The 26081-nt window shown below is 63.6% G+C and carries 30 protein-coding genes; 22 read left to right on the top strand and 8 right to left on the bottom strand.

Translation table 11 applies throughout. From position 1 onward, the window contains the following. Positions 1 to 3: 3 nt before the first annotated feature. The 11 genes from AC56LK_RS15495 to AC56LK_RS15545 all read left to right on the top strand — a co-directional run bounded on the left by AC56LK_RS15495 (position 4) and on the right by AC56LK_RS15545 (position 10619). A complete protein-coding gene (locus AC56LK_RS15495) occupies positions 4 to 966 on the top strand; it encodes a phage tail tube protein (protein WP_497185386.1) in 963 nt (320 codons plus the stop codon). Between the two features lie 34 nt (positions 967 to 1000). Beyond that, positions 1001 to 1333 (top strand): hypothetical protein, encoded by a 333-nt coding sequence (locus AC56LK_RS15500; RefSeq protein WP_497185387.1) that lies wholly within the window; start codon positions 1001 to 1003, stop codon positions 1331 to 1333. Between the two features lie 17 nt (positions 1334 to 1350). Next, positions 1351 to 1695 (top strand): DUF1799 domain-containing protein, encoded by a 345-nt coding sequence (locus AC56LK_RS15505; protein WP_497185388.1) that lies wholly within the window; start codon positions 1351 to 1353, stop codon positions 1693 to 1695. Positions 1696 to 1704: 9 nt separating this feature from the next. After that, positions 1705 to 6702, top strand: a complete 4998-nt coding sequence (locus AC56LK_RS15510; protein ID WP_497185389.1) for a DUF4214 domain-containing protein — start codon at positions 1705 to 1707, stop codon at positions 6700 to 6702. Next, positions 6699 to 7619 (top strand): hypothetical protein, encoded by a 921-nt coding sequence (locus AC56LK_RS15515; protein ID WP_497185390.1) that lies wholly within the window; start codon positions 6699 to 6701, stop codon positions 7617 to 7619. Before AC56LK_RS15510 ends, AC56LK_RS15515 begins: the two co-directional genes overlap by 4 nt. Continuing rightward, the gene (locus AC56LK_RS15520; RefSeq protein ID WP_497185391.1) at positions 7619 to 8605 is read left to right on the top strand and encodes a hypothetical protein; all 987 of its coding nucleotides are present in this window, start codon (positions 7619 to 7621) and stop codon (positions 8603 to 8605) included. Before AC56LK_RS15515 ends, AC56LK_RS15520 begins: the two co-directional genes overlap by 1 nt. After that, the gene (locus AC56LK_RS15525) at positions 8605 to 9123 is read left to right on the top strand and encodes a hypothetical protein (protein ID WP_497185392.1); all 519 of its coding nucleotides are present in this window, start codon (positions 8605 to 8607) and stop codon (positions 9121 to 9123) included. Before AC56LK_RS15520 ends, AC56LK_RS15525 begins: the two co-directional genes overlap by 1 nt. A gap of 191 nt (positions 9124 to 9314) precedes the next feature. Further along, positions 9315 to 9605, top strand: coding sequence for a hypothetical protein (locus AC56LK_RS15530; RefSeq protein WP_497185393.1), 291 nt, complete (start codon positions 9315 to 9317; stop codon positions 9603 to 9605). Beyond that, positions 9602 to 10069 carry a glycoside hydrolase family 73 protein gene (locus AC56LK_RS15535; RefSeq protein ID WP_497185394.1) on the top strand — a complete coding sequence of 156 codons (468 nt, stop codon included), beginning with the start codon at positions 9602 to 9604 and terminating at the stop codon, positions 10067 to 10069. Before AC56LK_RS15530 ends, AC56LK_RS15535 begins: the two co-directional genes overlap by 4 nt. Then, on the top strand, positions 10066 to 10194 hold the full coding sequence (locus tag AC56LK_RS15540; protein ID WP_497185395.1) for a hypothetical protein: 129 nt from the start codon (positions 10066 to 10068) through the stop codon (positions 10192 to 10194). Before AC56LK_RS15535 ends, AC56LK_RS15540 begins: the two co-directional genes overlap by 4 nt. Further along, positions 10191 to 10619 (top strand): DUF1353 domain-containing protein, encoded by a 429-nt coding sequence (locus AC56LK_RS15545; protein ID WP_497185396.1) that lies wholly within the window; start codon positions 10191 to 10193, stop codon positions 10617 to 10619. The genes AC56LK_RS15540 and AC56LK_RS15545 overlap by 4 nt, the downstream gene beginning before the upstream one ends. Before the next feature lie 136 nt (positions 10620 to 10755). Here AC56LK_RS15545 and AC56LK_RS15550 read toward each other — a convergent pair whose 3' ends face one another. Continuing rightward, positions 10756 to 11115, bottom strand: a complete 360-nt coding sequence (locus AC56LK_RS15550; RefSeq protein ID WP_497185397.1) for a hypothetical protein — start codon at positions 11113 to 11115, stop codon at positions 10756 to 10758. A gap of 76 nt (positions 11116 to 11191) precedes the next feature. Between AC56LK_RS15550 and AC56LK_RS15555 the strand changes: the two genes are divergently transcribed. From AC56LK_RS15555 to AC56LK_RS15565, 3 genes are all read left to right on the top strand, one after another. Beyond that, positions 11192 to 11443 carry a hypothetical protein gene (locus tag AC56LK_RS15555; RefSeq protein WP_497185398.1) on the top strand — a complete coding sequence of 84 codons (252 nt, stop codon included), beginning with the start codon at positions 11192 to 11194 and terminating at the stop codon, positions 11441 to 11443. Positions 11444 to 11789: 346 nt separating this feature from the next. Beyond that, positions 11790 to 12701, top strand: a complete 912-nt coding sequence (locus AC56LK_RS15560) for an aldo/keto reductase (protein WP_497185399.1) — start codon at positions 11790 to 11792, stop codon at positions 12699 to 12701. Further along, positions 12698 to 13354, top strand: coding sequence for a DUF6064 family protein (locus AC56LK_RS15565; RefSeq protein ID WP_497185400.1), 657 nt, complete (start codon positions 12698 to 12700; stop codon positions 13352 to 13354). Before AC56LK_RS15560 ends, AC56LK_RS15565 begins: the two co-directional genes overlap by 4 nt. Here the strand turns inward: AC56LK_RS15565 and AC56LK_RS15570 are convergent. Further along, on the bottom strand, positions 13322 to 14437 hold the full coding sequence (locus AC56LK_RS15570; protein ID WP_497185401.1) for a succinylglutamate desuccinylase/aspartoacylase family protein: 1116 nt from the start codon (positions 14435 to 14437) through the stop codon (positions 13322 to 13324). The two genes, AC56LK_RS15565 and AC56LK_RS15570, sit on opposite strands and share 33 nt — an antisense overlap. 156 nt (positions 14438 to 14593) lie before the next feature. Between AC56LK_RS15570 and trmB the strand changes: the two genes are divergently transcribed. Next, on the top strand, positions 14594 to 15298 hold the full coding sequence (trmB, locus tag AC56LK_RS15575; RefSeq protein ID WP_497185402.1) for a tRNA (guanosine(46)-N7)-methyltransferase TrmB: 705 nt from the start codon (positions 14594 to 14596) through the stop codon (positions 15296 to 15298). On the opposite strand, the gene recQ is transcribed toward trmB, so the two are convergent. Together recQ and AC56LK_RS15585 are read right to left on the bottom strand one after the other, a co-directional pair. Further along, positions 15282 to 17105 carry a DNA helicase RecQ gene (gene recQ, locus AC56LK_RS15580; protein ID WP_497185403.1) on the bottom strand — a complete coding sequence of 608 codons (1824 nt, stop codon included), beginning with the start codon at positions 17103 to 17105 and terminating at the stop codon, positions 15282 to 15284. The two genes, trmB and recQ, sit on opposite strands and share 17 nt — an antisense overlap. A gap of 14 nt (positions 17106 to 17119) precedes the next feature. Then, the gene (locus AC56LK_RS15585; RefSeq protein WP_497185404.1) at positions 17120 to 17953 is read right to left on the bottom strand and encodes an undecaprenyl-diphosphate phosphatase; all 834 of its coding nucleotides are present in this window, start codon (positions 17951 to 17953) and stop codon (positions 17120 to 17122) included. Positions 17954 to 18197: 244 nt separating this feature from the next. Here AC56LK_RS15585 and AC56LK_RS15590 point away from each other — a divergent pair, with 244 nt between their 5' ends. Next, positions 18198 to 18608 carry a hypothetical protein gene (locus tag AC56LK_RS15590; RefSeq protein ID WP_497185405.1) on the top strand — a complete coding sequence of 137 codons (411 nt, stop codon included), beginning with the start codon at positions 18198 to 18200 and terminating at the stop codon, positions 18606 to 18608. A gap of 90 nt (positions 18609 to 18698) precedes the next feature. Here the strand turns inward: AC56LK_RS15590 and AC56LK_RS15595 are convergent, their stop codons facing one another. Then, entirely contained in the window at positions 18699 to 18953 is a 255-nt protein-coding gene (locus AC56LK_RS15595) for a YkgJ family cysteine cluster protein (RefSeq protein ID WP_497185406.1), read from the bottom strand. Between the two features lie 121 nt (positions 18954 to 19074). Here AC56LK_RS15595 and AC56LK_RS15600 point away from each other — a divergent pair, with 121 nt between their 5' ends. The 6 genes from AC56LK_RS15600 (at position 19075) to glf (ending at position 24696) form a co-directional block, all read left to right on the top strand. Beyond that, a complete protein-coding gene (locus tag AC56LK_RS15600) occupies positions 19075 to 19965 on the top strand; it encodes an SDR family oxidoreductase (RefSeq protein WP_497185407.1) in 891 nt (296 codons plus the stop codon). A gap of 115 nt (positions 19966 to 20080) precedes the next feature. Then, complete coding sequence (locus AC56LK_RS15605; RefSeq protein ID WP_497185408.1) at positions 20081 to 20725, top strand: TetR/AcrR family transcriptional regulator; 645 nt, start codon at positions 20081 to 20083, stop codon at positions 20723 to 20725. 163 nt (positions 20726 to 20888) lie between these two features. Then, the gene (locus AC56LK_RS15610; protein ID WP_497185409.1) at positions 20889 to 21542 is read left to right on the top strand and encodes a protein-L-isoaspartate O-methyltransferase family protein; all 654 of its coding nucleotides are present in this window, start codon (positions 20889 to 20891) and stop codon (positions 21540 to 21542) included. A gap of 7 nt (positions 21543 to 21549) precedes the next feature. Then, on the top strand, positions 21550 to 21882 hold the full coding sequence (locus tag AC56LK_RS15615) for a rhodanese-like domain-containing protein (protein ID WP_497185410.1): 333 nt from the start codon (positions 21550 to 21552) through the stop codon (positions 21880 to 21882). Between the two features lie 39 nt (positions 21883 to 21921). Continuing rightward, positions 21922 to 23286: a TolC family outer membrane protein gene (locus AC56LK_RS15620; RefSeq protein ID WP_497185411.1), complete on the top strand. Its 1365-nt coding sequence runs from the start codon at positions 21922 to 21924 to the stop codon at positions 23284 to 23286. Positions 23287 to 23541: 255 nt separating this feature from the next. After that, positions 23542 to 24696, top strand: coding sequence for a UDP-galactopyranose mutase (gene glf / locus AC56LK_RS15625; RefSeq protein WP_497185412.1), 1155 nt, complete (start codon positions 23542 to 23544; stop codon positions 24694 to 24696). Positions 24697 to 24719: 23 nt separating this feature from the next. Here the strand turns inward: glf and gloA are convergent, their stop codons facing one another. The 3 genes from gloA to AC56LK_RS15640 form a co-directional block, all read right to left on the bottom strand. After that, the gene (gene gloA / locus AC56LK_RS15630) at positions 24720 to 25133 is read right to left on the bottom strand and encodes a lactoylglutathione lyase (protein WP_497185413.1); all 414 of its coding nucleotides are present in this window, start codon (positions 25131 to 25133) and stop codon (positions 24720 to 24722) included. An 86-nt stretch (positions 25134 to 25219) separates the two neighbouring features. Further along, positions 25220 to 25651 carry an OsmC family protein gene (locus AC56LK_RS15635; RefSeq protein ID WP_497185414.1) on the bottom strand — a complete coding sequence of 144 codons (432 nt, stop codon included), beginning with the start codon at positions 25649 to 25651 and terminating at the stop codon, positions 25220 to 25222. A 10-nt stretch (positions 25652 to 25661) separates the two neighbouring features. Then, complete coding sequence (locus AC56LK_RS15640; protein ID WP_497185415.1) at positions 25662 to 25982, bottom strand: hypothetical protein; 321 nt, start codon at positions 25980 to 25982, stop codon at positions 25662 to 25664. Between the last annotated feature and the right edge of the window lie 99 nt (positions 25983 to 26081).

Below are 26081 nucleotides of genomic sequence, written 5' to 3' on the forward strand. Positions count from 1 at the left end.
ATCATGGCACGCAGTATCAAAAACACCATCGTCACCGCGAAGGTGGAAACGACCGTGGGCGAAGATGCCCTGCCGACTGGTCCTGACAACGCAGTACTCGTTTCGGACGTGAGCATCACTCCTCTCGAAGCGCAGGCCATCGGCCGCAACCTGGTCCGCGGCTACTTCGGCGGCAGCGAGCAGCTGGTCGGCCCGGCCAGCGTCAAGATTTCGTACACCGTCGAGCTGGCAGGGTCCGGCACCGCTGGCACCGCGCCGGCCTGGGGCCAGTTGCTGCAGGGCTGCGCCGCGGCGGAAGGCGTGCTTTCCACGCCTGCGCGCGTGGAATATCAGCCTGTCTCGACTGGCCTGAAGTCGCTGACCCAGTACTACTACGACGATGGCGTCCTGCACAAGGTGCTGGCGTCGATGGGCAACTGCACGTTGTCGGCCAAGGTCGGCGACCGTCCCGTCCTGCGCTTCGAGTGGACTGGCCTGGACGGTGGCGTCGCTGCGGTACCGAACGCGGTGCCGACCTTCACGCCGTGGAAGAAGCCTGTGGCGATGACCAAGGCGAACGTCATCGACATCACGCTCGGCGCGACCTATGCGGCCGGCGCCTTGACCGGTGGCACGGTCCACAACAGCACCGGCCTGGAACTCAACTTCGGCAACACCGTCAACTTTACGCCGATGCTGGGCACCGAGACGGTCGACATCACCGACCGCGAGTCGACGGCAACGCTCGAACTGGAGCTCACCGCCGCGCAGGAAGTCGCGCTGATGGCGGACGTCAAGGCAAACGTCACCAAGAGCCTGGCACTGACCATCGGCACCGTCGCCGGCAACAAGGTCATCGTGTTCGCGCCGGCGGCACAGCTGACCAATCCGCGCAAGTCCGAGCTCAACGGCAAGCGCCTGATCGGCTTCGACGTGCGCCTGGTCCCGGTCAGCGGCAACGACGAATGGCGCATCGTCACCCAATAACCATCCACCAATTTAATTTGCAAGGAACCGCCACATGGCATTCGTACTGAAAAAACTGAACAAGCTCCCGGTCCGCGTCAAGGGCACCCTGCCGGGCGAGGATGGCAAGCCGGTCGAGTTCGACTTCACTCTCCACTGCAAGCGCCTGACGCAGGAAGAGGTCGAAGCTGAGCAGTCGGACAAGAGCGGGTCGGTCAAGGACTTCGTGCGACGCGTGGCCGAGGGCTGGGAGAGCGTCAAAGACGAGGGCGGCGCGGCCGTCATCTTCAGCACCGAAGGCCTGGACGGCATGCTGAGCAACGCTGGCATGCCCTTCCTGTGCTTCACGAGCTACATGAAGCAGATTGCGGCCACGGCAAAAAACTGATCAAGGCCGTGCGCCTCATGGCGCGCGGCGACCTCCGCTTCGGTGACGAGGCAGGCAAGGCCGAGCGGCACGTCAATGAGGCGCTCGCCGCTTTCGGCCTGTATGCCGAAGACTCCCGGGTGCTGGAGCAGGACGAGTACTGGCTATGGCCCGAGAACGAAGAAGCGTTCTCCCTGTGGCTTGGCCTGCAGACCCAGTGGAATGTGGGGATGGCCGGCGCGGTCGGCCTGAATTACCCCGGTGTCGAGACCTGCATGCGCATGCGCGATATCGGCCGCAAGAAGCGTGCCGAGCTGTTCGCGATGGTGCAGTTGATGGAGCAAGCGTGCCTGGAAGAGTGGGCGGAAAAACGGAAAGGCTAGGACTGGGCGATGGCGGGAACACGTGCAACTATCACCGTAGGCGTCGACGGTGCGAACGACAGCCGGCGCAATCTCGATAGCGTCGCTGATGCGCTGCGGCGCATGAACGCACAGTCCTTGGCGGGCGTGTCGGGCCAGCTCGGCGCCCTGAACGATCGCATCGGTAGTGTCCAGTCGACGTTCGGCAACATCGCGTCCTACACCATCGCGGGAGTTTCCTTGGCGATGCTGACCGGCAAGATCGGTGACGCGCTCGATAAGTTTGGCGACTTGGACGACATGGCTCAGAAGACCGGTTCGAGCGTCGAGAGCCTGTCAAAACTGCAGAAGGTCGCTGCCGCTTTCGGTGTCGATTTCGGGACGGTCGGCAGTGCGCTGTCGAACCTGAATAAGGGCTTGGCCAACACCGATGATGAATCCAGCAAGACCGGTAAAGCACTCGCATTCCTGGGCATCTCGGCTCGCGACAGCGCTGGTAAATTGCGTGACCCTGCCGACCTGATGGTCGACATTGCAAAGCGCCTGCAGGGTTACAAGGACGGGGCTGGCAAAGCCGCCCTCGCCAACGACCTATTCAAAAAATCTGGCATTGACTTGCTGCCTTATCTGAACGATGTGGCTGATTCGGTCGATGAGTTCTCGACGATTTCGACCAAGGCAGCATCGGAGGCCGCGGGTCTGCAGGACCAGATGGGCCTGCTGCGCGGTCGCCTGAGCGATGCTTTTGACGAGATCGTCATTGCCGGGGTTCCGGCAATGACCGATCTTGCGAGCGGCATATCGGATGTGATGAAGGCCCAAAGCAAGCTGGCCACCAGCGAGGACTCCGGCTGGGCTGAGGCAATGGCGGTGGGCGCCGCGCGCGTGGTTGACGTTCTGACGTTGATTCCTCGAATCGTATCTGCAGTAAGCAGCAGTTTCAAAGTAGTTGGTGCGGATGTCGAATATCTGGCGACTGCCGCAGGTGAGGTGGCAAAGCTTCGCAATCCCATAAATGCATTTTTAAAACTTCGTGAAAGTGCGGACCCATTCGCAGGCACCAAGAAGGCGTTAGCTGATCGAAACAAAGTTGTAGAAAGTGCAAATGCGGAATACGATCGTCTCTGGAACCAGCCCGCCAACTTGTTTGAGCAGGCGGTGATGGCACGGATCTCCGATCGCAAAGGTGCGGCGAAAGCTCCTAAGGGGCCCGAGCCGGACAAGCCTGATGCAGACTATAGCTCCGGGAAGAACAACGACGCTGAAGCCGCAGGCAAAGCTGCCGAGGCCTACCGCGCCCTTACGGAATCCATCAAGGCAAAGATCAAGCAGTCCCAGATCGAAGCCACGACAGGCAAGGCCGCCACTGGGGCCCAGCAGGAACAGATCCGCCTGGACGAGCAGATCGCGGCCGGTAAGCTGAAGTTGGGGCCCAAGCAGCGCGCCTTCGTCGGCGGCTTGCTACAGGAGCTGGAAGCCACCAACGCAGTAATCGCGTCGCAAAAGCGTGCAGCCGAAGGCCAGGCCGGATGGGAGAAGATCCGTCAGGAGTGGCTGGAGTCGAATGCAAAGGTGCTGGCCGATGCAACGGATGAAGCCGCACGCAATGAAGTCCTGGCCCGCACCTTTGGCATGACCAAGGGAGCGATCGAGCAGGAAGAGCTGGCACGGCTGGAAAACCAGCTGGCCCAGCGATCCTCGCTCGGCCTGACGCTGGAGGAAATCGAACACCTGGAAAAGTTGATCGCCGCGAAAAAGCGCAGCGCGACGGCGCTTGCATCGGTGGATGCCGCCGAGGCCGCAAAGAAGGCCGGCGAAGACCTGGACAAGTTCCTCGACCCGACCAAGGCGCAGACCTTTGGTGAGGCGCTCAAGGGCGCGTTCGGCGCAGCCGGCGATTCGCTGACCCAACTCGTCAGCAACCTCGATGCCTACGCTATCCGCCAGGCCGAGGTGGACAAGGCCCGCAAGGATGCGGCCATGCGCTTCGCAACGGACTCGAAAGGCTACGCCGCCGCCTCGGCCGCGATCTCGCGCGACGAGCTGCGCAGTCGCGTCACCGTCTACGGCGATATGACCGCCGCCGCCAAGGGCTTCTTCTCCGAAGGCAGCAAGGGCTACCACACGCTGGAAGCCGCCGAGAAGGCGTTCCGTGCGTACGAGCTCGCCATGGCCAGTGAAGCGCTGGTAAAGAAGATGTTCTTCAAGGAAGCGGAGGTGGCGGCCCATACCACCCTGAACGCCAGCAAGCTCGCCGGCGAGGCCACCACGACGGCCGCCTCGACCGCCTTGGCCGGCACCGAGGCCAGCGCTTGGGGCATCACCGCCGTCGTCAAGGCAATCGCGTCTCTGCCTTTCCCACTGAACCTGGCCGCCGGCGCGGCTACCATGGCTGCGGTCGTGGCCGTTGGAGCGAAGATGCTCGGTGGCGTGGGAGGTTCGAGCATCAGCCTGTCGCAGTCGCGCCAGCAGTCACAGGGTACCGGCAGCGTGTTCGGCGACTCCGGCGCCAAGTCCGAATCCATCGCGCGTTCCCTGGAGCGTGTGGAGGACAACACTTACCAGGGTCTGGCCATCAGCATGGGGATGCTGAATGCGCTCACCGAGATCAAGAGCAATATCGGCTCGTTCTCGGCGCTCGTGGTGCGCGACACCAACATCACGGGCAAGGCGCCGATTGCCGGCCTGGGGCAGGGTAGCGCTGAGGAATTCTGGAGCTCGGACAAGGCGAGCTTCCTCCAGGGTGGCGTGCTGGGCATAGCCCTCGACAAGCTCACCGGCGGCTGGCTGAGCAAGGCTACCGGCAAGATCATGGGCGCGATCTTCGGCGGCAAGACGACGCTGGAGGACAGCGGCTTCACGGTCGACAAGGCTACGCTGGGCGCCATTGCCAATGGCGGCCTGAATGCCATGAGCTACGCCGACATCAAGAAGGATGGAGGCTGGTTCCGCAGCGACAAGATGAGCACCCAGCTGGAAGGGCTGGGTGCCGACGGCAACCGCCAGATTACGAAAGTCTTGCTGTCGCTGTCCGACGGGATCCTCGAGGCCGGTATCGCCATGGGCCTGCCGACGGACGCATTCACGCAAAAGCTGGACGCATTCGTCGTGGACATCGGCAAGATCAGTTTCAAGGGTATGAAGGCCGATGAGATCGAGAAAACCTTGCAGGAAGTTTTCTCGAAGCTGGGCGACGATATGGCCCAGTTCGCGGTCGGCGGCCTGGAGCAGTTCCAGGCGGTGGGCGAGGGCTATATGGAAACCCTGGTGCGTATCGCGCAGGGCTACCAATCAGTCGACGTCGTCATGCAGTCTATGGGAATGGCCTTTGGTGCGATCGGCATCGATTCCATCGCCGCGCGGCAGCGCCTGCTCGACCTGTCCGGCGGCCTGCAGAAGTTCGTGCAGAACAGCGAGCAGTTCCTGCGGGACTTCTTCACCGAACAGGAGCAGGCTGCCGCTCTGAAGGCGCGTGTGCAGCCGATCCTGAGCCAGTACGGACTGAAGGCGTCGGGCGAGGACGCCACCAGGATGTTCCGCGACTACCTGGTTGCGCTCGACCCGGCCACCGATGCCGGCGCCAAGGCCTTCGCCGTCCTCAGCCAGATCGCACCGGCGCTCAAGCAGATCGCCGATGCCGAGCAGTACATCTACGACGAGCGCAAGGATCTCCAGCAGCAGCTGGACGAGCTCACCATGACGTCGGTGCAGCTGTTGGACAAGCAGCGTGCTGCGCTGGACGAAAGCAACCGCCCCCTGTTCGATCAGATCAATGCACTCAAGGAGTCCAAGGCCGCGCTGGAAGCGCAGGTTGAAGTGCAACGCAACCTGACCCAGGCCACGAAGGATCAGGCGACGTCCCTGCTGTCCGGCGTGGACGGTGCCTTCTCGGCACTGCAGCGGGTGATCGGCCGGGAGAAAGCGGCGCTACAGGAGCGCACCGCCAGCGTCCAGGCGACCATTGCTCAGCATCAGGCGCTGGCGTCCTCACTGCGCGGCGCGATCGACGGCATGGGCAATCCCGACATGGGACTGGGTAGCCGCGAAGCTGCACGTGCGCAGATCCAGGCCGCGCTGGCGACCGCGAAAGCGGGTGGCGTGCTGCCCGAAGCCGACAGCCTCAAGCGGTCCCTGTCCGTGCTCACCCAGGATGCGTTGAATATGTTCGCCACCCAGGAAGACTACCTGCGCGATTTTTTCACTACGCAGAACGACATCGCGGCCTTAGCAGACCTGACTGAAGATACGTTGAGCGTCGAGGAACAGTCGCTCAAGCTGCTGGAAGAAGAATCGAAGAGGCTGGACTCCATCCTCGACATCTCCCAGCAGCAGATCGATGTCCTGAAAGGCATCGATACATCCGTGCTCTCCGTAGCAGATGCGATTGCCGCCTTGGGACTGTCGATCCAGAGTGCGAAGGGGAACGCGGTCGTCGCCGCGGCCAGCGCGGTCAATGCACAGTACCAGAGTGTCCTTGGGCGTACCCCTGATGCCGCCGGCATGCAGTTCTGGCAGGACAAGGCGGCACAGGGCGTATCGCAGTCGGACATTCTGAGCGCGATCGCCAACTCGCCGGAAGCGAACTTGAGGAACATGTACCAGGCCACGCTTGGCAGGCAGGCCGACGCCGCCGGCTTGCAGTTCTTCGTGGAGCAGGTAGGGAAGGGGGTGTCCTACGCCGACATCCAGAAGGCGCTCGAGCAGAGCGCGGAAGCAAAGCAGATCCCTGGGTTCGCGTACGGCGGTGATTTCGCTGGGGGCGTGCGCATGGTTGGCGAGACTGGGCCCGAGCTCGAGTTCACGGGCCCGAGCCGCATCGTCAGCCACCAGCAGCTGATGCAGCGCCTGGCCACCCCGGTGTCGAACGATGCGGCTATCGTGGCCGAGATCAAGGCGTTGCGCCTGACCGTGGCGCGGCAGCAGGAAGCACTGGAGAAGATTTCGAATAACACAGGAGCGCACAAAGACATGTTCGAGAACGCGACTGCGGGCGGCAATGCACCAATGCTGGTGGAGATCGCGAAATGACCGCTTCGCTGAGCGTGCTTGCCCCGGTTCCGGTCGATGACCTGACCCTTATCAGCAGCACCGTCCCCGAGAACGACTATCCGGCGTGGTCGAACAGCAATGCCTATGCGCCTGGAGACCGCTGCGTTAGCGCCGCAACGCACCGAATCTACGAGTGCCTGATGGCCAGTACAGGCAAGGATCCGACCAGCGTCCTCAACCAGACCGGCGGCACTGCCTACTGGCTGGACTACGGGCCCACCAACCGTTGGGCAATGTTCGATGGCGAGGTCAGCACGCAGACGGTAGCTCCGTCGCCTATGACTATCGTAGTCCGGCCGGGTAGCTTTACCGGGTTGTACCTGGCCGGGCTGGATGCGGGTGAGATTGACATTGTGGTGAGGGATGCGCCAGGCGGCAATGTGGTCTATAGCTATTCGGGGCTGCTCGAAGGATCCCAACCAGGTGACTACGACGAGTACTTCTTCGACCGATTCAAGCCGCTAGCCGACTTCCTTGTCAGCGACATCGAGCAGTACAACAGCGCCGAGCTCACGCTCACGTTGTCGGCGGGCGGCGGCCAGGTCAAGTGCGGCGCCTTCGCGATCGGCGATGTCCGCGCGCTGGGCAATACCCAGTACGGCGCCAAGGCCAAGCCAAAGACCTACAGCTACATCAAGACGGACGACTTCGGGAAGACGTCGATAAAGCGGAGGAAAACCGCAATGGACATGATGGCCTCAGCAGTCTTAGACCTCTCCGAAGGGAACGCGGTTACCGAGTTGCTCCGGAGCCTGCTCGATGTGCCGGCGGTCTGGATCGCTTCCGGGCTGAATGAATATGCCTTCCTCCGCGTGTATGGCCTGGGCAGCGGGGAAGTTACCGCTGTCAGCCCACGCCGTTGTGAACTTTCTCTCTCTGTACAAGGACTTATTTGATGGCACTTCTCACACCTCCACCAGCGGCGCCCCAGCGAGGAGACCGCGCTACATTCGCACAGCGCGTCGATGCATTCATTACGTGGCTGATCAACTTTGTGGGCGAGCTGCTCGCTCTAGTTGGCAACCTCAACTCCATCGCAGCGGGCGGGGCGTATGCGATTCCGTACACATTCGGCCCGTGGGTGAATTTGGGCGCGGAAGGGAGGCTTGCAATCAGCGGCAGCGATGCCACCAACTCGACCGAAATTGGCGTCGACCTGAACACTGCGGGCTATTCGGTGGCGGCGCTGTTAGCGTCAATGAACGACAACGTCTCTAACACGATTAAAGGCCATATCCGATTGACCAAGGTAGGCGATCCGACGCGCTGGGCCGTGTACCGCATGACTGGGTACGCGCCGCAAAGTGCCACGTATGGAAAGCTCAGCGTCAGCTTTATTGCCAGCAGTCACACACTTCCGTTCGTTGGTGACGACGCGGTTCTTTTGCATTTCCAGCGCGCCGGGGATAAGGGCGATATCGGATCGCACCCGATCCTGTACGTCCGCAATGAGCAAGCTGCCGGGGTTGGCGGAGGTGCCGCGCCAGCATATGGTGGCTGGTTTGAACCCGTACTCAACAGCGTGCGCGTCAACGAGTTCGGCGCTACCCTTTCCGGGAATCGCGTCACGTTGCCGGCAGGGGTCTACGAATTCAACGGCTCACTGCCAGCTTGTAACGTTGGCGGGCACCGTTCGCGACTTTACAATCACACTCTAGGGGTGTCCTACGACATCGGCACCACCGAGAGCACGTATACCGGCTCCAACGTGCAAACACGCTCGCTGCTGAAAGGCGTGATCTCCCTGCCCGCTGGAGGCATCATCGGCATTCAGCAAATCGTGCAAGGCGGGTCGGGCGGCCCCTCCGAACTCGGAACGCCGTTTGCAGTAAGCGGGTATCCAGAGATCTACGGCGAACTTCTTTTGAGGAAAATCGGATAATGAGCGACAACGAACCCCCCGTGCCGCAGCCGTTCGGCTACGTGACCTTCGACGACGCCGGCATCCTGACTGGCTCGTATTTCCAACTGCTGCACCCCGACCATGCGGAGAACCACATCCCGGTCGGCGAGGAAGTGCGCGCCGAGTGGGTCCAATACCGCGCCAACGCTGCGCGCGACGGGCTGGAGCTGCTGCCGCCGGCTGTGCCGCTCGAGCCGACCGAGGCGCAGACCGTGGCCGCTTACATGGCCGCAGTGCAGCAGCATTTGGACGGACGGGCTGTGACTTTCGGCTACGACAACCTGATCAGTGTCATCACCTATGCCGAAGAGCCCGCTGTGGCGCGCTACCAGGCCGAGGGCCGGGCCTTTCGCGCATGGCGCTCCGCCTGCTGGTATGCCTGCGAGCAGATGCTCGCGGCCGTGAAGGCCGGCGAAAGGCCCGCGCCTACCCATGCCGAGTTGCTCGCCGAGCTGCCGATGTTGAGCATCGGGTACTCCGGGCCGTTCCCCGGCTGATCTTGTTCTTGCGTATCCCTACGGCCCGCTTCGGCGGGCCTTTTTGCGTACGGCGCTTGCTGGTTTCAACGTTATGAAATCGTCTCAGTTTTCCGAGAAATGGGACAGCAACAGAAAGACACTGATGACTTCTGGAAACGCTATCCGTGAACCTAATCCAAGAGTGTTATTCGCCAATCTGAAAGGTCAGCATGACCCGCATTCCATCCGGCCAGCCGCCCGGCACGCCACCGCCTTTGTTCCGCGACAAGCTGCTGATCCCTGTTGAAGTTCCTGCCTGGGGCGTATTCACTGCACTTGTTGCCGGGGCCTTCGCATTTGGCATCCTGTACAACCAGCTGGCCGTACTGGTGAAAAATCAGGAAAAGCTCGACCTCGTGTACGAACGCCAGATCAAGAACATCGAGACGGTCAACCGCCACGACCGGGTGATCGAGAACCACGAAAGCCGCATCCAGGCGCTTGAGCGGGATGCGCGATGAAGCCGCATGAATTCCTCGACCTGCTCGTGCCGCCGGCGCGCGAGTGTCACCGCATCACCGGAATTCCAGCGTCGGTTACTCTCGCCCAGGCGGCGTTGGAATCCGGCTGGGGCGCGTCCAAGCTGGCAAAGCAGGGCCGCAACCTGTTTGGCGTGAAGGCTGACCGCTCCTGGAAAGGCGAGACAGTGGAACTGCCTACCCGTGAAGTCATCCAGGGTAAGGATATCCGCGTGATCGCGAAGTGGCGAGCCTACCCGACGTGGACAGCCTCGCTGCTCGACCGGGCCGCCTTCCTCAAGCGCATGCCACGCTACGCCAAGTGCTTCCAGCAGACCACGGCTGAGGGATGGTGCCGCGAGCTGCAGGCGGCAGGCTACGCCACCGACCCGGAATATGCTGCGCTGCTAATGAAGGTCATCGCCGGCCGGAACCTGACCCGCTTCGACAACTTGGAGGTGGCATGAAGAAGCTCATCTTCCTCATCGTGCTCGCTACTCTTGCCGGCTGCGCCAACCTGAAATTTGAATGGAAGGCCAGCTACAAGACGGACAACCTAACGCAAGATCTGCGCGAAGCGGCGGTGAAATGAAGGTCTTCGCTCGGTTCCATACCACGCTGTCCGTCGAGCAGATCGACAGCGCCCGGTGGCGGCTCACGGCAATGCTGGCGTTCTATTCGGCTAAGCACGACCGAATGATAATTGTGCCGAAGGGTTTCGAGACCGACTTCGCGAGCGTGCCACGGGTGCCTCTCGCCTACTGGCTGTTTGCTGGGGTGGCCCAGGGGGCGGCTGTGGTTCACGACTCGCTTTACACGGACGGCAGAGTGTCGCGCAAGGCTGCAGATGAAGTCTTCCTAGAAGCGATGGAAGCCTGCGGAGTGTCAGCTTGGCGCCGACTGCCCATGTACTGGGCGGTGCGCGCCTTTGGCGGCAGCCGATACCGCGCCACGTCGCAGCTGGGGCTGCAGCAGCACCCGGCGGGCGAGATCGAGCGGGAGCCCGAGCTGGAATAGTTCACGCGCTCCCACTGCGAGGCCATGCGACCCGGCCAGATTGATGGCTAGGTCGACGTTGAAGGCGGTCATGCGGTCGGTGCGCTTGATCATCCGGGGAGCATAGCACCGTGGCGTCGGGCTGGCTTGATCCTGCTCAATTGTCCTCATCCTCATCGTCGAGCCGGGCGTACTCGATGCTGTCGATCTTCGCCGCCGCCGCTAGCAAGGACGCCTTGACCGCTTCGAAGAACTCCCGGTGCTTCTGGTCGACAACTGGCCGGTCCGGGAAGTCCATGTGCCGGTTGAGCTCGATCGTCCAGTCGACCACCTCGCTGAGCGGCGACTGCGTCAGGAACACACGCTCATCCTCCTGGCCTGCTCCCTCGACCAGAAGCGGCAGGACTGACTTGAACGGGTCGGCGCGATCGCTGAAGTAATGCACAAGGGTTGGTTCCTGCTGGCCTTTATCAGGGACGAACTCGATGGTCGGGTGCTGCTGGCGTTTGATGAACATGGGCGCTCCTGGTTGTGGCGACATCATGCCGCCTTCGCCAGCCGGGCTCCTTGCTCTGCAGTGCTACACTCGGCGCATGAGATTCAAGCCACCGCTCACCAAAGACGAGTTGCAGGCCATCCAGGCGCGCAACCTCGACTCTCCCGACATGCACGCAGCCCTGTGGGAAATCGCGCGCCTCCGCTCCCTGGTGCTGTACATGGACCAGCTGCAGCGCATGCTTGGCACCCTACCAGGCCAGCAGGGGGACCTACTGGAATCGATCCGCGCAAAGCTCGCCGATGAGCCGTGCATCAAGGAGTTTCCGAAGCTGACACCAGACGCTTAAGAAATGCTCCACAAACCAAATCGAAGCCGCATGGATACTGGGTTTTAGGCGGGCTTAGCAGCGGATTTTGTGGAGCAGGAAACGCCGTCCAGCCGGCATGGTTGAGCGATTCTCCGTACGGCTTCCCAAGCTTACGACGAGGGTTCGATTCCCTTCACCCGCTCCAGTCTCCAGGATGTCCTCTGCGGCGAGACCAGTTTGTCGCGCACCGCAGCCAGTAAGTCCGCTTAACCGGCACTTCCAATCCATTCTTCAGCACCAGCATAGTCGGCCACCGTCGCGCCGCGTCCAGCGTCGGCGCGGTATGCTCGCCTCCTTCCCGTCCCACCCGACAAGGAGCGCCCGCATGCCACTCGCTTCCCGCTCGCGCCGCCGCCTGCTCGCATCGCTGCTGGCCTTGCCCGCCTTCGCTCATGCGCAAGGGCGGCCGGCACTCCTGACCCGTGCCATCCCCTCGTCCGGCGAGCAGCTCCCGGTGGTCGGCCTGGGCAGCTGGATCACCTTCAACGTCGGCCGCGATCCTGTCGCGCGTGCCGAGTGCGCCGCGGTGATGCGCCAGTTCTTCGCCGGTGGCGGGCGGCTCATCGATTCCTCGCCCATGTACGGCTCGGCGCAGGAGGTGATCGGGGAGGCCGTGGGCAAGCTCGAGCCGGCGCAGCTGTTCAGCGCCGACAAGGTATGGATCGGCGAAGGCACGCAGGGACCGGCGCAGGCCGAGGCTTCGCGCCGGTTATGGCAAATCCCTCGCTTCGACCTGCTGCAGGTGCATAACCTGCTGGCCTGGGAAGCCCACCTGCCCATGCTGCTGCGGATGAAGCGGGAAGGGCGGCTGCGCTACGTCGGCATCACCACGTCGGAAGGACGCCGGCATGCCGAGATCCTGAAGATCATGGCGAGCCAGCCGATCGACTTCGTGCAGGTCTCGTACAACGTGCTCGATCGCGACGTGGAACGGCGCATCCTGCCGCTGGCGCGCGAGCGGCGCATCGGCGTGATCGTCAACCGGCCGTTCAGGCAAGGGGACCTGACCCAGGCGCTGGCGGGCAAGCGCCTCCCCGGCTGGGCCGGGGAGATCGGTTGCAGCAGCTGGGCGCAGGCCGTGCTCAAGTTCATCGTCGCGCACCCGGCTGTCACTTGCGCGATCCCGGCCACTTCCAGCGTCGCCCACGTGCGCGAGAACCTGCTGGCCGCGACCGGGCCGCTGCCGGACGAGGCCCTGCGCCGCCGCATCGTCCAGGACGTCGAAAGGCTGGCATGAGCGCGTGGTGGACCTATTCGCTGTCGGACTTGTTGATGTTTTCGGCGCGGACCTATTACCGCCAGTTCGAGCTGATGAACCGCGAGCTGTGGCCGCTGCAGCTGCTGGCGCTTGGCGCCGGCATCGCCGTCCTGGCCTGCATGCTGCGCATCAAGGCGAGGCTCGCGTTCGCCCTGCTGGGATTGGCCTGGCTGTCGACCGCCTGGGCCTACCAGCTGCAGCGCTATGCCGACATCCATACCGCTGCGCCGTATTTTGCGGTGGGCTTCTGCATCCAGGCCGGCCTGCTGGCGTGGATGGCGACAAGAACGCATGCGGCGCCATCCCCGAGCAAACTTGCGATGCTCATCGTCTTGCTGGGGCTGGCGCTGTATCCCTTGCTGGCAGCGCTGCATGGACGCAGCTGGTGGCAGGCTGAAGTCTTCGGCTTTGCGCCCGATCCGACCGTCGCCGTAACGCTTGGGGCCTTGCTGTTCTGGCGAGCGCCCTGGCCGCTGTGGGTGATCCCGGTGTTGTGGTCTGCCGCCAGCAGCGCCACGCTCATGGAACTGCGGGCGCCGCTTGCGTGGCTGCTGCCGGTGCTGGCCCTGCTCGGCGCGGCAGCGGGCCTGGCGCGTCGTTCAGGACGACAGCAGGTCGCCGCTACGGAATGATTCCGTCCCCGCGATTTTGCAGACGTGCATCCCGCGCAGCAGGTGCCGGTGCGCCGTGCTGGCGAACAGCAGCCCGGCGTGTTCCGCCACCAGGGTCGTCACCTGGCCGCTGACCGGATTGACGATGTCCGCCACCGGCTCGCCCGGTTCGACCAGCTCGCCCAGCTTCTTGTGGAAGACCAGCACGCCGGCATGCGGGGCTTCGAGCGGCTCGACGGCGTTGAGCGGCGTCGCGCGGCAGGGCGTTTCCGGCAGCGGCTCCAGGGGGATGTCGAGCACGCCGGCATGGCCCAGGTACTGCAGCATGGCCGCGGCGTCGGCACGGGCGTAGTCGTAGCGCACGTCGTTCTCGCCGCGCAGTTCGACCGTGACCGCGATGCAGGAGGGCGGAATCGCCGTGCCTTCGAAGTGGTCGGCCAGGTCCCACCACAGGCGGCTGCAGGCTTCGTCGAAGGCTTCGCCGCCCGAGACCTTGGCCACCAGCAGCACGCGCGCGCCTAACAAGGCCATCAGCGGTTCCACCGCCTCGACCAGCGGCGTGCCGGTGTACATGTGCATCAGGGCTTCGTTATCGCAGTGCAGGTCGAGCACGATGTCGGCGTCGATCGCCATCGACAGCAGGGTCTTCTTGAGGGTCTCGGCATCGTCCTTCGGCTCCCACAGGCCGACCTGCCGGCGTGCATGCTCGCGAATGAGGGCGATGTTGGCGTCCACGTCACTGCCGAGTTTGCCTTCGAGCGACTTCTTGAGGTCGTCCGCCACGTGGCGGTAGAGGCGGTTGAAGTTGGTGCCGGTCGTCAGGTGGTAGCGGCCGAAGGGCACGCCATGGATCACCTGCGACAGGCCGAGCGGATTGGCCGCCGGCACCAGGATGACTTCACCCTTGATCCGGCCCTCGGCGTCCAGGCGTTCCAGTTCCTGGCGCAGCACGTGCGCCACCAGCATGGCCGGCACCTCGTCGGCATGGACGGCGGCCTGGATGTAGACCTTCTTGCCGCTGCCCGGGCTGCCGTAGTGGAAGGAGGTCAGGTGGGCGGTGGCGACGTTCTCGTCGACGGCGATCGGGTGTTTCATCGAATGCATGAGAGGGCTTCCTGTGCTCGGCAAGGGTGACAACACGATTATGCGCGATTCCGCCGCAAGGCTCCGCACGCCGCGTGGGCTATAATGACAGCCGTTTTTTCCTCACTAACATTCCCCATGTCTTCTGAAAAGCCCACCAACGGCCCGGCGCGGTCCATGCTTTACGATCCGACCGAACACCGCATCCGCAGCTTCGTCACGCGGGCCGGCCGCCTGTCGACCGCGCAGGCGCGCGCGCTGGAGGAGCTCGGTCCGAAGTACCTGATCGAATATAAGAAGGAGACGCTGGACCTGGAAGGCGCTTTTGGGCGCAAGGCGCCGGTGGTCCTCGAGATCGGCTTCGGCATGGGCGACACCACCGCCCACATCGCGCGCCTGATGCCGGAGACGGATTTCATCGGCGTCGAGGTGCACACGCCGGGCGTGGGCAGCCTGCTCAAGCAGATCGGCGAGCAGGGCATCGAGAACCTGCGCCTGATCCAGCACGACGTGGTCGAGGTGCTGGCCAACATGATCGCCGACGCTTCGCTGGCCGGCGTGCACGTGTTCTTCCCGGACCCCTGGCACAAGGCGCGCCACAACAAGCGCCGCCTGATCCAGCCGGCCTTCGTGAAGGTCTTGTGCGACAAGCTGGCGCCGGGCGGCTACATTCACCTGGCCACCGACTGGGAAGACTACGCGGTGCAGATGCTGGACGTGCTGGGCAATGAGCCGGCGCTGCAGAACACGGCGGAAGGCTATGCGCCGCAGCCGGCATACCGTCCGCTGACCAAGTTCGAGAACCGCGGCCTCAAGCTGGGCCACGGCGTCTGGGATCTCGTCTTCACCAAGAAACAAGCGCCGACTACATCATCTCGTTGATGATGGCGACGATTTCATCGCCATAGGACACGAGCTTCTTCTCGCCGACCCCGGACACGCCGCGCAGCGCGTCGAGCGAGCCGGGTTTGACCTTGGCGATCTCGCGCAGGGTCGCATCCTGGAACACGACATAGGCCGGCACGCCGTGCTCGCGCGCGGTGCCCATGCGCCAGGAGCGCAGGCGGTCGAAGATCGCCTGTTCGGAACGCGAGAGTTCCAGTTCCTCGTAACCACTGCTGCGTGACGAAGACGGCCGCTTGGCCTTGACCGGTTTCTGGTACTGGCGCAGCTGCACCTTCTGCTCGCCCTTGAGCACCGGGCGCGCGGCGTCGGTCAGCTTCAGCGAACTGAAGGCGTCGTGGTCGACCGTGACGAAGCCGAGGGCGATCGCCTGGCGCACGATGGCGCGCCATTCCTGTTCCGAGCGGTCGGCGCCGACGCCGTAGACGGTGAGCTTGTCGTGGTGCCACTGGCTGATGCGTTCGGTCTGGGCGCCGCGCAGCACGTCGATCACGTGGCCGGCCGCGAAGCGTTGATCCACCCGGTACACCGTCGACAGCAGCTTTTGCATCGGCACCGTGCCGTCCACCTGCACCGGCGGGATCAGGCAGGTGTCGCAGTTGCCGCAGGGGCCGGAGCGTTCGCCGAAGTAGTCGAGCAGGCGCATGCGGCGGCAGCTCAGCGTCTCGCACAGGCCGAGCATGGCGTCGAGCTTCATCGACAGCACGCGCTTGAAGGTCTCGTCGGCTTCGGATTCGTCGATCATCCGGCGCTGCAGCACCACGTCCTGCAGGCCGTAGGCCATCCAGGCGCTGGCCGGGAGGCCGTCGCGGCCGGCACGGCCGGTCTCCTGGTAATACCCCTCGAGGCTCTTGGGCAGGTCGAGGTGGCAGACGTAGCGCACGTCCGGCTTGTCGATGCCCATGCCGAAGGCGATGGTCGCGACCATCGTGATGTTGTCTTCACGCAGGAAGCGGGCCTGGTTCGCCGCGCGCTGGCTGTATTCCATACCGGCGTGGTAGGGCAGGGCGCGGATGCCGTGCTCGTTCAGGAAGTCCGCGGTTTCCTCGACCTTCTTGCGCGACAGGCAGTAGACGATGCCGGAATCCTGCGGATGCTCGTTGCTGATGAAGTCGAGCAGCTGCTTGCGGCCGGTGGTCTTCTCGACGATGGAATAGCGGATGTTCGGGCGGTCGAAGGACGAGACGAACTTGCGCGCATCGTCCAGTTGCAGGCGGTGCGCGATTTCGTCACGGGTCTGCTGGTCGGCCGTCGCGGTGAGCGCGATGCGCGGGATGCCCGGGTAACGCTCGTGCAGGACCGACAGGCGGATGTATTCCGGCCGGAAGTCGTGGCCCCACTGCGACACGCAGTGCGCTTCGTCGATGGCGAACAGCGAGATCGGCGAGGCGTCGAACAGTTCCAGGCAACGCTGCGTCAGCAGGCGCTCGGGCGCCACGTAGACGAGGTCGATTTCTCCGCTGCGCACCAGGCGCTCGATGCGCAGGGTTTCCTCGAAGGTCTGGGTCGAGTTGAGGAAGGCGGCGCGCACGCCGACTTCTTCCAGCGCGTCGACCTGGTCCTGCATCAGTGCGATCAGCGGCGAGATGACCACGCCCACCCCGTCGCGCAGCAGCGCCGGGATCTGGTAGCACAGCGACTTGCCGCCGCCGGTGGGCATCAGGACGAGTGCGTCGCCGCCGCTGGCCACGTGCTCGACGATCTCCCCTTGCTGCCCGCGGAAGGCGGGATAGCCGAAGACCGTCTCGAGGACGTGGAGGGCGCGCGCGCCGATGTCGGTTGTCATACTCTACTTACTGTTTATTCCGCCCACACGACGAGGTCGAAGTGCGCGGTCACGAGTACCAGGATACCGAATACGATACGGTACCAGGCGAAGATCGTGAAGTCGTGCGTGCTGATGTAGCGCAGAAGCCAGCGCACGCACAGGAAGGCCGAAGCGAAGGCCGCCAGGCCGCCCAGGGCGAACATCGGCAGGTCGGCCATCGACAGCAGATGACGCTCCTTGATCACCGAGTAGACGGTGGCGCCGAGCAGGGTCGGGATCGCCAGGAAGAAGGAGAATTCGGTGGCCGCCTTGCGCGACAGGCCGAACAGCATGCCGCCGATAATCGTCGCACCGGAACGGCTGGTGCCCGGGATCAGGGCGAAGGCCTGGGCCAGGCCGACCTTCAGCGCGTCCTTGTAGCTCATGTCGTCGACGCTGTCCACGCGCGCCTTGTGCTCGCCGCCGGTGTGGCGGCGTTCCACCCACAGGATGACCAGGCCGCCGACGATGAAGGCGGTCGCCACCGGGACCGGCGCGAACAGTTCCGCCTTGATCAGCCCGCTGAACAGGAAGCCGAGCAGGGCCGCCGGGAAAAAGGCGATCAGGATATTCACGACGAAGCGGCGCTGCTTCGGATCGGAGCCGAGGCCGGAGACGACGCTGGCGATGCGCCGGCGGTATTCCCAGATCACGGCCAGCATGGCGCCGGCCTGGATGGCGATCTCGAAGACCTTGACCTTCTCGCCGGTGAAATTCAGCAGGCTGCCCGCCAGGATCAGGTGGCCGGTGGAGGAAATCGGAAGGAACTCGGTGAAGCCTTCGACCAGGCCCATGATGATCGCCTTGATGGCGAGAAGAATGTCCATGTAGGGTATTAAGCGTAAGAAATCGGCTGGATGCGGTGTACGGGGAATTCCGTGGAGGTACGGCGGGGTCGAAGCTTATCATGATCACAACAGCTGGGTCGCACCTGCTGTGTCCGGTGCAAGATTGTACCGCGCCACGCTTGCCATAGGGTTAGCTCATCGGCATGACTGGAAAATTCTGTCGTGCGCCGCCGGCCCGAACGCGTGCTACACTCAAACGCATGCGTATTCCTGACTCAACCGAATGAGCATTTTTGTTGTCGCCATCCTTGCTGCCCTTGCCTGGGCCGCATTCCACGGTTGGCAAAGCCCCAACTCCTTGCGTTACCGGCCCTGCCAGGGCCGGGCCTGGCGCAGCACCTTCCCTGGCGCTTCGCGTAAAGACATCCGCGATTTCCTGTCCGTCTTCGTGTCCGCTTTCTCCTTCCGCGACAGCGAGAAGCTGCATTTCCGTCCGGACGATGAAGTGCTCGGCATCTACCGCGCGGTCAACCAGACCCGCTGGCTGCCGGACGCCCAGGAACTCGAGACGCTGGCGAAGGCGCTGCGCGACAAGTACGGCCTGATGCTGGACGAGATCTGGCACGAAGGGCTGACCCTGGGCGGGCTGTTCCAGCGTGTGCAGCAGGCGCGCGGCAAGAACGCTTTAGCCTGAGCGGGCGGGCCCGCAGCGAGATTACCCTGCGCGGGTACGGGGTTCGGTCTTGCTTTCCGTAGCCCAAAGGCGAGGCGGATGACGACGTCCCTACGGCGCCGTAGCGCGTTCGAGCTCGTCCAGCCAGCGGATCGCCTGTTCGCGGCTGTTCCCGCACATGTCCATTGAAGGCTGCAAGCCGCCGCAAAAGGCCGGACGCTCGGGCCGGCCGAAGATGCGGCAGCGCTGGTCCTCGCCCAGCTGCACGCAGCGCACGCCGGCCGGCTTGCCGTCGGGCATGCCGGGGATCGGGCTGGTGATCGAGGGCGCGGTGCAGCAGGCGCCGCAGTTGTCTCTGCACTGCATGGTGGAGTACATAAGAAAAAGGCAGGGCGGAAGTATATCGCCGCGGGCCCTGTAGCGGGCGCGTCGCCCGGCGTTTTCCTGCTACGTTGCATCCATCGCACATGTACAAGCAGGAGGTCCCATGTCCAGTCCCCTCAAACCCCTGAATCGCCAGGTCATGGTGATCACCGGCGCATCGAGCGGGATCGGCCTGGCCACCGCCCAGGAAGCGGCGAAGCAGGGCGCGAAGCTGGTGCTGGCCGCGCGCGGCGCCGACGTGCTCGAGGCGGTCGTGCGGGGACTGGTCGAGAACGGCTTCGAGGCGGTCGCCGTCGTGGCCGACGTCGCCGAGCGCGCCCAGGTCGAGCGTATCGCGCGGGTCGCGATCGAGCGCTACGGCCGCATCGACACCTGGGTCAACAATGCCGGCGGCACCATCTACGGCCGCCTCGACCAGGTCTCGGAAGAAGACAGCCGGCGCCTGTTCGACATCAATTTCTGGGGCATGGTGCACGGCTCGCTGGTGGCGCTGCCGCACCTGACGCGCCAGGGCGGCGCCCTGATCAACCTCGGCAGCGAGGCATCCGAAGTGGCGATCCCCATGCAGGGCATGTATTCGGCCAGCAAGCACGCGGTGAAAGGCTTCACCGACGCCTTGCGCATCGAAGTCGAGCAGGTGGATGGCGCCCCGGTGTCGATCACCCTGATCGAGCCGACCGCCGTCGATACGCCGCTGCCCGCGCATGCGCGCAACTACATGGACCGCGAACCGAAGCTGCCCGGGCCCCAGATCGACCCGCACGAGGTGGCCGCCGCCATCCTGCATGCGGCCGTGGTGCCGATGCGGACCGTCCGGGTCGGTGTCATGGCCGAGCTCGATGTCTTGATGGGGAAGATTGCGCCCGGCCTGGTCGACCGCCTGTCGGTGTTCCAGGTGCCGCGCCAGCAGCAGGACAGCCCGCCGCGCAACCCCGACGGCGGCCTGTACGACTCGCGCGCCAACGGCCGTATTTACGGCCCCGGCATGAGCTGAGGGAATGAGGTAAATACCTGTTTATATTGACGGTTTCGGAACACAAGGTTTGCTTGACTGCCCTACAAGCCCCGTCTATATTCTCTGACTCTTCAGTTGGTTTCTAGGCAGAAAGATGCAATGTCCGCTCGACAGCAAACCGCGGTGGGAACGCCGGAAGGATGCCCGACCCCAGGAGCTCCTTGCTGCCGCCATTGAGCTGTTCGTCGAACACGGCTTTGCCGCCACCCGCCTCGAGGATGTCGCGCGCCGCGCCGGCGTGTCCAAAGGGACGCTGTACCTGTACTTCACGAACAAGGAAGAACTGTTCAAGGCCGTCGTGCGCGAGAGCATCCTTCCCTTCCTCGGCAAGGCCGAACTGTCGGTTGCCGAATTCGAGGGACACAGCGCCGAGCTGCTGCGCAGCGTGGTCATGAACTGGTCGCGCCAGATCGGCCAGAGCAAGGCTTCGGGCCTGGGCAAGCTGATGCTTGCCGAAGCCGTCAATTTCCCGGAACTGGCCAGGTTCTATCGGGAAGAGGTCATGAGCCGGACCGTCCGCATGATCTCCAGCATCCTCGAGCGCGGCGTCAAGCGGGGCGAATTCCGCAGCTTCGACATCACCCAGATGACCCAGGTGCTGATCGCACCGATGATGATGCTCAATGTATGGAAGCACTCGGCCGTCGCGCCCTGCGACTGCAGCGACCTGGATCCCCAGGCATTTCTCGAAAATCTGCTCGACCTTACTTTAAACGGCCTCCTTCCAGGGGCCGCTTGAGTTGCCATTTGCGCCATGACGCCGTTTTCCTGGCGTTCAACCCCTCTAAACTGCAGACTGTCGCAATTTCCCCTGGTCTCGGGCAGCCCATCGCTAAGATGTGCGTCCTGAGGCCGTTCAACGATAAAATATCGGATTATTTATTTTTCCACCGAGAACTCAGATGAATATCGAACAAGCCCGCTTCAACATGATCGAACAGCAGATCCGTCCGTGGAACGTGCTCGACCAGGACGTGCTGGACATGCTGCACGTCGTCAAGCGCGAACAGTTCGTGCCGGCCGCGTACCAGAATCTGGCGTTTGCGGACGTCGAGATCCCGCTGCCGGGCAGTGAAGCGATGTTCAACCCGAAGGTCGAAGCGCGCATCGTGCAGGAACTGGCGGTCAAGAAGCATGAGAACGTCCTCGAAGTCGGCGCCGGTTCGGGCTACATGGCGGCACTGCTGGCGCACAAGGCGCGCCACGTGACCACCGTGGAGATCCAGCCGGAAGCCGCCAGGCTGGCGCAGGAGAACCTGTCCCGCGCCGGCGTCAGTAACGTGACGGTCGAAGAGGGCAATGGCGCCAGCGGCTGGGACAAGGGTGCGCCCTACGACGTGATCCTGGTGTCGGGCGGTCTGCCGGTGCTGCCGGAAGCGCTGCTCAAGCAGGTGAAGGTGGGCGGCCGCCTGGGTGTGATCCTGGGCGATGCGCCGGCGATGAGCTTCAACATCGTCACCCGCACGTCGGAAACCGGCTACGACACGGTCAGGATCTTCGAGACCAATGTCAAGCCGCTGACCGGTGCGCAGACGCCGTCGCGCTTCCAGTTCTGAGGCCGCGATGCAGCACATGACCGCACTGGAGCTGGCGGCCCGGCTGGCCCAGGTTGATGCCGGGGCGGCCGAGCAGCCGCTCTTGCTGGACGTGCGCGAGAACTGGGAATTCGCCACCTGCCATATCGCAGGCTCGACCCAGATCCCGATGCACCTGGTGCCGATCCGCGCCGGAGAATTGCCGGATGACCGAGAAATCGTGTGCATCTGCCACCACGGGGCACGCAGCATGCAGGTTGCTGCCTTCCTCGAACGGAACGGGTTTGACAACGTAACCAATTTGACGGGCGGGGTACACGCCTGGGCCGTACAGGTCGATCCTTCGATGCCGAAGTACTGACCTGCTTCCTAACTTTTGATGACTCCTGTGGAGAACGTGATGCAGAAACCCCTTCTTGCCGTGCTGGTCGCCAGCGCACTCTTTTCGCTCAATGCCAGCGCGGCCGATTTGATCCAGGTGTACCAGCAGGCACTGGCCAACGACGCGACGTTCGCGAGCGCGCGCGCATCGGCGGCCGCCGGCCGGGAGCGGATCGTTCAGGGGCGTGCAGGACTTCTCCCGGTCGTCGGCATCACCGGCAGCAGCATCAAGAACGACCGCGACGACTCGCCATGGAACGAGGGCGCGGTGATCAGCACCGATCCGCTCACCGGCGCCCAGACCCGGGTGCAGGGAAGCGGTTCGAACCTGCACTCCACCACGTTCACGATCGCGCTGACCCAGCCGCTGTTCCGCTGGGATCGCTGGGAAACCTACCAGCAGAGCAAGCTGCAGCAATCCATCTCCGAGGCCCAGTTCGCCCAGGCCCAGCAGGACCTGATCACCCGCGTGGCGCAAGCCTACTTCGACGTGCTGGCGGCCCAGGACAAGCTGGAATCGACCCGCGCCCAAAAGACCGCGGTGACCGAGCAGCTGGCATCGGCCAAGCGCAACTTCGAAGTCGGTACCCAGACCATCACCGACACCCACGAAGCCCAGGCGGCCTATGACCTGGTGATCGCCCAGGAATTCGCGGCGGTGAACGACCTGGACAACAAGCGCAATGCGCTGCAGGCCATCATCGGCGCCGAACCCAGCGCGCTGGCGCCGCTGAAGCCCGGCATCACCCTGGTGGCGCCGTCGCCGGCCAACCCCGACCCATGGGTGTCGTCGGCGGAGAACGACAACTACGGCGTCGCCGTGTCGCAGCTGCAGGTGGAAGTGGCCAAGCGCGAGATCTCCAAGACCCGCGCCGGCCACTACCCGACCCTCGACCTGGTGGCCAGCTCGCAGCGCACCGATGTCCATGGCCACAAGGTCGGTTCCGGCCTCGGCACCAACAAGGGTATCGGCGTGCAGTTCACGGTACCGATCTTCAACGGTTTCGGCGTGACCAGCCGCGTGCGCGAAACCATCGCGCTGGAAGACAAGGCCCGCAACGACCTCGAGGCGACCAAGCGCCAGGCCGCCCTGCAGGCGCGCCAGGCCTATCTCGGCGTGAACAGCGGCATGGCCCAGGTCAAGGCGCTGGAAGCGGCGGAAGTGTCGAGCCAGTCGGCGCTGGACTCGAACAAGCTGGGTTACCAGGTCGGCGTGCGCATCAACATCGACGTGCTGAATGCACAGCGCCAGCTGTACCAGACCCGCACCGACCTGTCGCGTGCCCGTTACGACACCATCCTGAACGGCCTGCGCCTGAAAGCGGCCTCGGGCTCGCTGCGCGAGTCGGACCTGGCGGCGGTGAACAACCTGCTGGCCAAGTAATCGCCGCGCAGGCCTGGCCTGCCGCGGAATGTGAAAAAGCCCGGACCTTGCAGTCCGGGCTTTTTGTTTTTGAACATGCGCTAACTCATTGATTTCACGATAGAATAGTTGACGCACGACAAGTCGCGCAGGGGCGGGGTTTTTTGCAAAACTGATAAACTGACAACGTTAATGCCGCTTTAATGGCAGTGCGGAAGAGAGCGCCTGCCGACGGGGGCGGCGTCAGAATTCTCCATCCCCCTAAGGAAAAACAACATGCAAAAGAACATCGCGATTGTCGGCGCCGGTTTTTCCGGGGCTGTCATTGCCAACCAGCTCGCCAAGGCGGGCTACACCGTCGAGATCTTCGAATCGCGCCCGCACATCGCGGGCAACTGCCACTCCGAGCGCGATGCCGAGACCGGCGTCATGGTGCACGTCTACGGTCCGCACATCTTCCACACCGACATCGAGCGCGTATGGGAGTTCGTCAACCGCTACAGCCGCTTCATGCCCTACGTGAACCGCGTCAAGGCGATCACCAACAACAGCGTGTACACGCTGCCGATCAACCTGCTGACCATCAACCAGTTCTTCGGCAAGACCTTCCGTCCGGCCGAGGCCCAGGAATTCCTCGCTTCGCTGGGCGACAAGTCGATCGAGAATCCGGTGACCTTCGAAGACCAGGCGCTGCGCTTCGTCGGCCGCGAGCTCTACGAAGCCTTCTTCAAGACCTATACGGTCAAGCAGTGGGGCATGCAGCCCACCGAACTCCCGGCCAGCATCCTCAAGCGCCTGCCGGTGCGCTTCAACTACGACGACAACTACTTCGCGCACAAGTACCAGGGCATGCCGGAAGACGGCTACACCGCGCTGGTCGAGAAGATCATGGACGTGCCGGGCATCACCCTGCACCTGAACACCAAGTTTGATCCGGCGCTGAAAGGCGATTACGCGCACGTGTTCTACAGCGGCCCGATCGACGCCTGGTTCAATCACTCCGAAGGCCGCCTGCCTTACCGCACGCTCGACTTCGAAGTCTTCCGCGACACCGGCGACTACCAGGGCAATGCCGTCATCAACTACTGCGACGACGCCCAGCCCTATACCCGCATCACCGAGCACAAGCACTTCTCGCCGTGGGAAAAGCACGAGAAGACCCTGTGCTACAGGGAATACAGCCGCCAGTGCGAAGAGAAGGACATTCCTTACTACCCGATCCGCCAGGCGCGCGACAAGCAGCAGCTGGAGCGCTATGTGAACGTGGCGCGCGAGGAGCCGAACGTGACCTTCGTCGGCCGCCTCGGCACCTACCGCTACCTGGACATGGACGTGACCATCAACGAGGCGCTGGCCACCAGCGACAAGTTCCTCGAATGCGCCAAGGGCAACCAGCGCATGCCGGCCTTCGTAATCGATCCGCTGGCGTAAGAAAACGGCGCTCGAGCCTGGGCTTAGCTGCTCAGGCCGGCGCCGGCGGCATTGTCCTTGCGCTCGATCAGCTCGACCTTGTAGCCGTCCGGGTCGGTGATGAAGGCGATCACGGTGCTGCCGCCCTTGACCGGGCCCGGCTCGCGCGTGATGTTGCCCCCCAGGGCGCGCACCTGGTCGCAGGTGGCGTAGATGTCTTCGGTCGAGAGGGCGATGTGGCCGTAGGCCGTGCCCATGTCGTAGCTGTCGACGCCGTAGTTGTAGGTCAGTTCGAGTTCCGCATGGTCCGGGTTGCTGCCGTAGCCGAGGAAGGCGAGCTTGTACTTGTACTCGGGATTGTCGCTGGTGCGCAGCAGCTTCATGCCGAGCACCTTGGTGTAGAAGTCGATGGAGCGCTGCAGGTCGCCGACGCGGAGCATGGTGTGGAGGATGCGCATGGGGGTGTCCTTCTGGTGATTCGGAAAGCGGCCATTTTATGCGCTGGCGGCGGATCCTGCAGAGCAGTGAGCGCCCACCAAGTGCCTCAGTTTTCCAGCTTCGCCGTCATCGTGATGTTCGCGTTCAGCAGCTTCGACACCGGGCAGTTTTCCTTCGCGGTATTGGCGGCCTTGTCGAAGGCTTCCTGGCTGGCACCCGGGATCTTGGCAACCAGGTCGAGGTGCACCGCGGTGATCGAGAAGCCGCCTTCGACCTTTTCCATCGACACGGTGGCGGTGGTGCGCAGTTCCTCGGCCGTCATGCCGGCCTGGCCCAGTTGGCCCGACAGCGCCATGGTGAAGCAGCCCGCATGGGCGGCGCCGATCAGTTCTTCCGGGTTGGTGCCGGGGCCGTCCTCGAAGCGGGTGTTGAAGCCGTACTGGGCGTCCTTCAGCACGCCGCTCGCGGTCGAGACCGCACCCTTGCCGTCCTTCAGGCCGCCGCTCCAGACGGCGCTGCCGTTGCGTTTGATGGTCATCGTATTCCTTTCAAAGATTGTTCTTGTCCGCCGTGTCGTTGGCAGTGTCGTGCCGGCGCATCGAGCGGTTCGCGTCCGGCTGCGGCTTGGCCTGGCCGGTGGCGCCCGGCGCCGGTTCGACGGCCTTTTCCAGGCCGTCGGGATTGGTGCCGTAGCAGTCGGTGTTCTGCAGGCCCTGCGCCATGTCCGACGCGGCCTGCTCCATGACGCCGCGCGGTTCCTGGTCCTGCGCGTCCGGGCTTTCGTCGCGCTCGTGCGGCTGGCGCTTGACGCCATCGTTCTCGATCGGTGCCTTCGTGTTGACGAAGCGGTCCTTGGTTTCGGTGACCATGTCAGCCCTCCTTCAATATTGCAGTTAATTCAATCCTAACCGTGGCCCGCCGAAGGAGTCGCGCAATTGGACTGGTGACAATGCGAGATGCTTTTTTGC

Source organism: Telluria sp. ZB4P36, from assembly GCF_059685865.1.

What these genes read in the sequence shown, in the direction of transcription:
- AC56LK_RS15640 (WP_497185415.1), bottom strand. Translation starts at nt 25,982, where the DNA reads ATGGTCACCGAAACCAAGGACCGCTTCGTCAACACGAAGGCACCGATC.
- glf (WP_497185412.1), top strand. Translation starts at nt 23,542, where the DNA reads ATGCAAAAGAACATCGCGATTGTCGGCGCCGGTTTTTCCGGGGCTGTC.
- AC56LK_RS15505 (WP_497185388.1), top strand. Translation starts at nt 1,351, where the DNA reads ATGGCGCGCGGCGACCTCCGCTTCGGTGACGAGGCAGGCAAGGCCGAG.
- AC56LK_RS15570 (WP_497185401.1), bottom strand. Translation starts at nt 14,437, where the DNA reads ATGCATTCGATGAAACACCCGATCGCCGTCGACGAGAACGTCGCCACC.
- AC56LK_RS15495 (WP_497185386.1), top strand. Translation starts at nt 4, where the DNA reads ATGGCACGCAGTATCAAAAACACCATCGTCACCGCGAAGGTGGAAACG.
- AC56LK_RS15520 (WP_497185391.1), top strand. Translation starts at nt 7,619, where the DNA reads ATGGCACTTCTCACACCTCCACCAGCGGCGCCCCAGCGAGGAGACCGC.
- AC56LK_RS15510 (WP_497185389.1), top strand. Translation starts at nt 1,705, where the DNA reads ATGGCGGGAACACGTGCAACTATCACCGTAGGCGTCGACGGTGCGAAC.
- AC56LK_RS15535 (WP_497185394.1), top strand. Translation starts at nt 9,602, where the DNA reads ATGAAGCCGCATGAATTCCTCGACCTGCTCGTGCCGCCGGCGCGCGAG.
- AC56LK_RS15605 (WP_497185408.1), top strand. Translation starts at nt 20,081, where the DNA reads ATGCAATGTCCGCTCGACAGCAAACCGCGGTGGGAACGCCGGAAGGAT.
- AC56LK_RS15540 (WP_497185395.1), top strand. Translation starts at nt 10,066, where the DNA reads ATGAAGAAGCTCATCTTCCTCATCGTGCTCGCTACTCTTGCCGGCTGC.
- AC56LK_RS15545 (WP_497185396.1), top strand. Translation starts at nt 10,191, where the DNA reads ATGAAGGTCTTCGCTCGGTTCCATACCACGCTGTCCGTCGAGCAGATC.
- AC56LK_RS15560 (WP_497185399.1), top strand. Translation starts at nt 11,790, where the DNA reads ATGCCACTCGCTTCCCGCTCGCGCCGCCGCCTGCTCGCATCGCTGCTG.
- gloA (WP_497185413.1), bottom strand. Translation starts at nt 25,133, where the DNA reads ATGCGCATCCTCCACACCATGCTCCGCGTCGGCGACCTGCAGCGCTCC.
- AC56LK_RS15610 (WP_497185409.1), top strand. Translation starts at nt 20,889, where the DNA reads ATGAATATCGAACAAGCCCGCTTCAACATGATCGAACAGCAGATCCGT.
- AC56LK_RS15500 (WP_497185387.1), top strand. Translation starts at nt 1,001, where the DNA reads ATGGCATTCGTACTGAAAAAACTGAACAAGCTCCCGGTCCGCGTCAAG.
- AC56LK_RS15555 (WP_497185398.1), top strand. Translation starts at nt 11,192, where the DNA reads ATGAGATTCAAGCCACCGCTCACCAAAGACGAGTTGCAGGCCATCCAG.
- AC56LK_RS15635 (WP_497185414.1), bottom strand. Translation starts at nt 25,651, where the DNA reads ATGACCATCAAACGCAACGGCAGCGCCGTCTGGAGCGGCGGCCTGAAG.
- trmB (WP_497185402.1), top strand. Translation starts at nt 14,594, where the DNA reads ATGCTTTACGATCCGACCGAACACCGCATCCGCAGCTTCGTCACGCGG.
- AC56LK_RS15530 (WP_497185393.1), top strand. Translation starts at nt 9,315, where the DNA reads ATGACCCGCATTCCATCCGGCCAGCCGCCCGGCACGCCACCGCCTTTG.
- AC56LK_RS15600 (WP_497185407.1), top strand. Translation starts at nt 19,075, where the DNA reads ATGTCCAGTCCCCTCAAACCCCTGAATCGCCAGGTCATGGTGATCACC.
- AC56LK_RS15550 (WP_497185397.1), bottom strand. Translation starts at nt 11,115, where the DNA reads ATGTTCATCAAACGCCAGCAGCACCCGACCATCGAGTTCGTCCCTGAT.
- AC56LK_RS15525 (WP_497185392.1), top strand. Translation starts at nt 8,605, where the DNA reads ATGAGCGACAACGAACCCCCCGTGCCGCAGCCGTTCGGCTACGTGACC.
- AC56LK_RS15615 (WP_497185410.1), top strand. Translation starts at nt 21,550, where the DNA reads ATGCAGCACATGACCGCACTGGAGCTGGCGGCCCGGCTGGCCCAGGTT.
- AC56LK_RS15515 (WP_497185390.1), top strand. Translation starts at nt 6,699, where the DNA reads ATGACCGCTTCGCTGAGCGTGCTTGCCCCGGTTCCGGTCGATGACCTG.
- AC56LK_RS15565 (WP_497185400.1), top strand. Translation starts at nt 12,698, where the DNA reads ATGAGCGCGTGGTGGACCTATTCGCTGTCGGACTTGTTGATGTTTTCG.
- AC56LK_RS15595 (WP_497185406.1), bottom strand. Translation starts at nt 18,953, where the DNA reads ATGCAGTGCAGAGACAACTGCGGCGCCTGCTGCACCGCGCCCTCGATC.
- AC56LK_RS15620 (WP_497185411.1), top strand. Translation starts at nt 21,922, where the DNA reads ATGCAGAAACCCCTTCTTGCCGTGCTGGTCGCCAGCGCACTCTTTTCG.
- AC56LK_RS15585 (WP_497185404.1), bottom strand. Translation starts at nt 17,953, where the DNA reads ATGGACATTCTTCTCGCCATCAAGGCGATCATCATGGGCCTGGTCGAA.
- AC56LK_RS15590 (WP_497185405.1), top strand. Translation starts at nt 18,198, where the DNA reads ATGAGCATTTTTGTTGTCGCCATCCTTGCTGCCCTTGCCTGGGCCGCA.
- recQ (WP_497185403.1), bottom strand. Translation starts at nt 17,105, where the DNA reads ATGACAACCGACATCGGCGCGCGCGCCCTCCACGTCCTCGAGACGGTC.